Origin of the sequence: Marinimicrobium sp. UBA4509 (assembly GCF_002388575.1) — a bacterium.
Classification (GTDB): domain Bacteria; phylum Pseudomonadota; class Gammaproteobacteria; order Pseudomonadales; family Cellvibrionaceae; genus Marinimicrobium; species Marinimicrobium koreense.
Genome location: NZ_DGMV01000056.1, coordinates 21,586 through 27,833, shown reverse-complemented (window position 1 = coordinate 27,833; position 6,248 = coordinate 21,586). Strand labels below are relative to the sequence as shown.

At 60.3% G+C, this 6,248-nt stretch carries 7 protein-coding genes; 5 read left to right on the top strand and 2 right to left on the bottom strand.

All coding sequences use genetic code 11. The annotated features are described in order from the left end of the window. The 3 genes from B3520_RS10835 to B3520_RS10825 all read left to right on the top strand — a co-directional run. On the top strand, positions 1–447 hold a 447-nt coding region (locus B3520_RS10835; RefSeq protein WP_349678479.1), incomplete at its 5' end, for a disulfide bond formation protein B. A gap of 37 nt (positions 448–484) precedes the next feature. Next, positions 485–952, top strand: coding sequence for a sigma D regulator (gene rsd / locus B3520_RS10830; RefSeq protein WP_123639344.1), 468 nt, complete (start codon positions 485–487; stop codon positions 950–952). 32 nt (positions 953–984) lie between these two features. Beyond that, positions 985–1,989 carry a WD40 repeat domain-containing protein gene (locus B3520_RS10825; protein ID WP_286805753.1) on the top strand — a complete coding sequence of 335 codons (1,005 nt, stop codon included), beginning with the start codon at positions 985–987 and terminating at the stop codon, positions 1,987–1,989. Between the two features lie 78 nt (positions 1,990–2,067). Here B3520_RS10825 and B3520_RS10820 read toward each other — a convergent pair whose 3' ends face one another. Beyond that, a complete protein-coding gene (locus B3520_RS10820; RefSeq protein WP_123639342.1) occupies positions 2,068–2,808 on the bottom strand; it encodes an FKBP-type peptidyl-prolyl cis-trans isomerase in 741 nt (246 codons plus the stop codon). Between the two features lie 308 nt (positions 2,809–3,116). On the opposite strand from B3520_RS10820, the gene B3520_RS10815 reads away from it, so the two are divergent. Then, positions 3,117–4,205, top strand: a complete 1,089-nt coding sequence (locus B3520_RS10815; protein WP_286876032.1) for a histone H1-like repetitive region-containing protein — start codon at positions 3,117–3,119, stop codon at positions 4,203–4,205. 114 nt (positions 4,206–4,319) lie between these two features. Here the strand turns inward: B3520_RS10815 and B3520_RS10810 are convergent, their stop codons facing one another. Beyond that, entirely contained in the window at positions 4,320–4,811 is a 492-nt protein-coding gene (locus B3520_RS10810) for a TIGR02444 family protein (protein WP_286876030.1), read from the bottom strand. Positions 4,812–4,875: 64 nt separating this feature from the next. Between B3520_RS10810 and B3520_RS10805 the strand changes: the two genes are divergently transcribed. Beyond that, on the top strand, positions 4,876–6,248 hold a 1,373-nt coding region (locus B3520_RS10805; RefSeq protein WP_286876028.1), incomplete at its 3' end, for an ABC-F family ATP-binding cassette domain-containing protein.

The following is a 6,248-nucleotide window of genomic DNA, read 5'->3' as shown; positions in this document are numbered from 1 at the left end:
GCGGTGATGGCCATGATGGCCGTTGCACTGTATATGGAGCACGCCATGGGGTTGGAGCCCTGTCCCCTGTGTGTCAGTCAGCGAATTTTCGTCATTCTGGTGGGCGTCTGGGCGCTTCTGGCATTTTTACACCATCCGGGGCGCATCGGCCGGGGTATTTATGCGGGGTTGGGGGTGCTCTCGGCGGTCGCCGGTGGTGCCGTATCCAGCCGCCAGCTGTGGCTGCAGAGCCTGCCCGCCAGCGAAGTGCCCGCCTGTGGTCCGGGGGTGGATTATATTCTGGATACCTTCCCGCTGCTGGATGCGCTGCGGGTCATGCTCACCGGTGACGGCAATTGCGCCGAGGTGGCCTGGTCACTGTTCGGGATCAGCATTCCCGGTTGGACGCTCATTGGATTTATACTACTGGGGCTTGCACATCTGTGGCAGGCCCTGCGTCGGCGCTGAATCGGGCGTCGATGTTTCTCTCGGTTAAGGACGGGTTATGTTAGACAACTGTAAAGATGCAAAAGAGCGCTGGGGCGGCGTGAGTACAATCATTGATCGCTGGCTGGAAGAGCGGCGCAAAATGCTGGTTCAGTTTTGCGACCTCAGCGCCATGAAGGCCGGTGAGGCCGACGAAGAGTTGCGAGGTCATAAACTGCGCCACCTGTGCGAAATCATGGTGGATTACGTGTCGGCCGGGCACTTTGAAGTGTACGACCAACTGATCAAGGAAGGGCGTGAGTTCGACGATGAAGACGCGCTGAAAGAGGCCAGCCAATTGTTCAAGGTGGTGGACCTGACCACCCAGGAAGTGCTGGACTTCAACGACAAGTATCTGGAAACCGATGACCTGGAAGCGTTGGATCGGGATCTGTCGACACTGGGCGAAACCCTGGAAACCCGGTTTACCGCTGAAGATCGCATGATTGCCGTGTTACATACCGCACACAAAGATCTGGTGGCCTGATCCCCGATCACTGAAACGAGCGAGACCCGCCTATGCGTAACGCTGCGTCCGTGGTTCGTCACTTCTCCCGCCTGGGCCTGTGCTCGCTCCTCGGGCTGACGCTCGCCGGGTGTGATCGGCCGGCAGAGCCGGTGGCCAGCCTGGAAGTGGCCTCCCGCAGTGTTCAATCGGGCGCCCTGTCCCGCAACGGGGCCTGGGCGGTGGTCGGGTCCGGCTATCAGGGCGGCAGCCTCTGGGCCCTCGACACGGATGAGCGTCGCTATGACTGGAATCACAAAGCCGACAGCCTCACCCTGATCACTTCCGCAAGCTTCTCGCCAGAGGGTGACTACGCCCTCACGACCGATGAGCGTACCCTGGTGCTCTGGAATCGTCAGAGTGGCCAGGCCGAACAATACTGGAGCAGCCCGTCGGAGATTCTGGTCAGCCAGCTGGGGCCCGAGGGGGAGCGCGCGCTGTTGGGGTTGGCCGATCACCGCGCTTCGCTGTACAACGTCCGCCGCGGCGGAATCATCCGCAACCTGCATCACAGTGACCGGGTATCGGCGGTGGCCCTGAGTGGCGATGGCACCCGCGCCCTGACAGGCTCCGATGAAGGAACATCTACCCTGTGGAATCTTGAGACCGGCGACCCGATCGTCTCCCAGCAACATGATTCCCCCATACAGTGCGTGGCGATGAGTCCGGACGGCAGGAAATTGCTCTCGGCGGCCCGCTATGAACGCCCCAGGTTGTGGAGTGCGGAAGGCGATCTGATCTGGGAATTGCCGCTGCCCGAGGAGCGTGTCAAGCGCGGCACCCAGGTGACCGTGGCGCGCTTCAGTGACGATGGCGATTGGCTCTTGACCGGGCAGCCGTCGGGTCGCGTCGATCTGTGGGATTTGCAACGCCGGGCGGTGGTGTACAGTTGGCAGTTGCCCAAGAGGAAAGCCTTTCATCCGACCGCCGTGGCGGTGATGGATCTCGCCTTTACCGACAACCCGGACGTTTATCGAGCGCTCAGTTCCGATGGCTTTGTGCACGATCTGACGTACTGATCGATACCGGTTTCTACCGGGCATTAAAAAAGCCGCCCTTTTGAGGCGGCTTTTTTAAGACGGGGACTGAATCGGTGGTTATTCAGCGCCTTCGCTATCAGCGTCGGCCTGGTCGTCAATTTCGAGCAGCTCAACTTCAAAGATCAATGCGGCATTGGGCGGAATGGGACCATTGCCGCCGGGGCCGTAGGCCAGATCGGAGGGGATGTACAGCTCGTACTTGGAACCTTCCGACATCAGCTGCAGCGCTTCGGTCCAGCCGGCAATCACACTGTTCAGTGCGAAGGTGGCCGGCTGGTCGCGCTCGTAGGAGCTGTCAAACTCGGTACCATCGAGCAGGCGACCGCGGTAGTGAACGGTCACGGTGTCGTCGGCTCCGGGCTTGGCGCCGTCACCCTCTTCGAGCACTTTATACTGCAGGCCGCTATCGGTCTGACTCACGCCCTCAGCGTTGGCGTTTTCCGCGAAGAAAGCTTCGGCTTCCTGCTTGTTGGTTTCCGCGGCCGCTTCCTGCTCGGCTTCGCGACGGGCCATTTCCTGCTCCTGGAAGGTCTGCATCACTTCGCGCATCTCTTCCTCGCTCAGGCGCGGCTCTACGCCGTCACGCTTGTCGCGCAGGGCCTGGGCAAAAGCATCGGGCTCAATGGTCACGCCGCCCTGAGCCAGGTTTTCGGCCAAATTGGTGCCGAAAACGTAGTTGACCTTTTCTTCCAGAGTTTCCAGTTTGGCGGGTTCGTTCTCGGGTTCGGCCTGATTGCAGCCAACCATCAGAGCGGTTGCACCGAGCAGGCCCGCGATCAATCGTACATTGCGTTTCATGCGTTGCACCTTCTTTTATAGTGGTTTGTCAGTCTGCCCGCTTAGCCAGCGGTGTCAAAGAGCGCTCCATGGTAACCCAAACCGGGGGGCAATGGGCGCCTTTTTGCGGCGCTAACTGGCCACAATGAGAACCCGTTGGTCCACATTTTCGCCGGTAGGTTCCATCGAGTGCACTAAATGGCGAAAATTTTTGCCAATCTGGCCCAATTCGGCGTGCTGCCATACACATTTTTGCCCGACGATACTACAATACCAGCACAGGTTTACGCGGTTAATCGCTCACTTTCCAACTGCACAGGAATTTCACTATGGCTGCCAAGAAAAAAGCTACCGTCAGCGTGTCCGATCTGGAAAAGCAGGTCGAAAAAGTCCAGTCGCAGCTGGACCAGGCGCGCGCCAAAAAACTCACCCAGGCTGAGAAGGCCGCCGCCCAGGCCAAAAAGGCTCTGGATACGGCCAAGCGCAAGCTGAAAACGCTGCGCAGCAAAAAGGCCGCCGCCGGCAAGGTCAAGGCGAAAACCGTCGCCGCTCAGCAGCGGTTGCGCAAGGCGTCCGATGCGGTAGTCGCCCAGCAGAAAGTGGTTGATACCGCACAAGCCACTCTGGATGTAGCGAAGCAGACACTGGCTTCGGCCAAGGCGGAAAAGAAACAGGCGGATCAGTTGGCGCGTGAAGTTCGCAAAGCGACCCGCGCGGTTGAGAAAAAAATGAACAAGAAGGCGGCGAGCAAGCGCGGTACGCGCAAGAAAACCGCCAGCGCCAGTGCAAAGAAAACCACCGCCAAAAAAGCCACCGCCAAGAAGGCAAGCACCAAAAAAGCCGCCGCCAAAAAGACTGCGGCGAAAGTGACCACCAAGAAGGCGAGCACCAAGAAGAAGGCTGCGGCCAAAAAGGCACCGGCGAAAAAAGCGCCGGCCAAGAAAGCGGCCAGTAAGAAAGCCAGCACAAAAAAAGTGAGCACCAAAAAAGCCGCGAGCAAGGCATCCACGACCCAGTCGGCGACCCCGAAAAAAGCCGCGGCCAAGAAGGCTCCCGCCAAGAAAGCAGCGGCGAAGAAACCGGCCGCCAAGAAGGCACCCGCGGCCCAGAAGTCCCCTGCGAAGAAGGCGCCTGCGAAAAAGGCAGCGTCCAAACCAGAGCCCCAGAAGCCGGCCGCACCGGAAAGCACCACTCCCGCAGCGGGCGCGACCAGTGAGAGCAACGCCGGGGCGAACCGCAACCCGGAGGCACCACCGGTACAGCCGGCCCAGGAGCATCCCCATGAGCCGGTTCCCGGTCACCAGAGCACGGAGCTGATTGAGCCGACCGGCAAGCCCAAGGCCGAGCCTGTTCCGGATCGTCCCGCATCGGGCAGCCTGTTTGGTCGCGACTTTTTCGACAGTGATGACAAATTCTAGGGGCTGAGTCTATCCGGGCCGCAGGCCCGGGCAAGGCCAACGAAACACGACTCTGGAAAAACGCACAACGGGAGGCTCAGGCCTCCCGTTGTGCGTTTGGGGCTTGTGTTGGGCTCAGGCGCGGATCAGCACCTCAAGCATCTCCCGGACTTTGTCGTCGGGAAGATGTAGTGCTCGAGCATAGACGGTCAGGTTGGCGCCCGGTGTCACCGACGCTTTGCGCTGGCTGCCGAGCCAGGTGCGGGCGAGTTTTTCCAGTCGGGCCTGAACGGCCTGTTCGGCCTGCAGTTCGGCGGCCTTGATCGCCTGACGGCTGGCTTCGATGGTCCGGTCTGACGTGCCGTAATGGCGCTTGATATGCTGGCGCATGCGCCGTAAGGGCTCGACGATCTCCGTACGCCAGGGGGCGATGTAGGCCTGGGCAAGGCGCAGCCGGGTGTCGTTGATGGCGAGGCCTTCCTGTTCCAGCCAGCGCAGCCAGAGTAGAATATTCACATCCCCGCCCCAGCCGTCCTGTATGCTCAGGCACAAGGTCTCCACCCCCGGCTGCTGGTAAAGCTGGAGCGAAAAGTCCCATAAATGGGTATAGAGCCGGGCGAGGTTCATTGCCAATTTCCTGTTGGGCTACTCAACGGCCAGCCGGCCATCTAGAACGTGTAGAATACGCGCCATGATCCAATTACAGCAAGTTTCCCTGCAGCGCGGTCGGCAGTTTCTGCTCGATCACGCGGACCTCACCCTTTTCCCCGGCCAGAAGGCGGGCCTCATTGGCCCCAATGGCAGCGGCAAGTCCAGCTTCTTTCAATTGCTTCTGGGCCGCCTGCAGACCGACAGCGGCCAATGGGATATTCCGCGCCAGTGGCGCGTCGCGCATATGGCCCAGGAAGTGGAAACCCTGGACCGGCGGGCGGAAGATTATGTCCTCGACGGCGATACCGAACTGCGGCGTCTGGAGTCGGCCATCGAGTCCGCCCATGACGATGGTGAGCGACTGGCCCGGTTGTACGCCGAAATGGAAAACATTCAGGCCTACTCGGCACCCGCCCGGGCTCAGCAGTTGCTTTCCGGCCTCGGGTTCGCTCCCGGGGATGGTGATCGCCCAGTGTCTGACTTTTCCGGCGGTTGGCGCATTCGCCTGAACCTGGCTCAGGCATTGATGTGTCCCTCGGATCTGCTGCTGTTGGACGAGCCCACCAACCACCTGGACCTGGACGCGACCCTGTGGCTGGAGCAGTGGTTGCAGCGCTATCCGGGCACATTGATCATCATCTCGCACGACCGGGACTTTCTGGACAATGTGGTCGACCGCATTGTGGCCCTGGAAAACGCCAAACTGAACTTGTACGTGGGTAACTATTCCGCCTATGAGCACCAGCGGGCGGAGAAGCTCGCTCAGCAGGACGCGGCCTTCAAAAAGCAGCAGGAGCAGATTGCGCATATGGAAGCCTATGTGCGCCGTTTTCGCGCCCAGGCCAATAAAGCCCGGCAGGCCCAGAGCCGCCTGAAGGCGATTGAGCGGATGGAGAAAATCGCTCCGGCCCATGTCGACTCGCCGTTCAGTTTCCGGTTCTCGCCTGCGGGGAAAATGTCCAGCCCGCTGATCAACCTCAGTGAGGCTGATATCGGCTACGGCGACAAACGCATCCTGAGTCAGGTGAATCTCGGGATTTTGCCCGAGACCCGTATTGGCCTGTTGGGCCCCAACGGCGCCGGTAAGTCCAGTCTGATAAAAACCCTTTCCGGTGAACTGCCCTTGTTGAGTGGCGAGTGTCACACCGGTGACAACTTCCAGCTCGGCTACTTCGCTCAGCACCAGCTTGATGCGCTGGACCTGGAGGCCTCCGCCGCACAACACATTCTGCGAATGACCCCCACGGCCCGCGAGCAGGAAGTGCGGGACTTCCTCGGGGGGTTCGATTTTCACGGCGACCGGGCCTTTGAGCCCATTACCCATTTCTCCGGTGGCGAAAAAGCGCGTCTGGCGCTGGCGATCATTGTCTGGCAGAAGCCCAACGTATTGTTGCTGGACGAACCGACCAACCA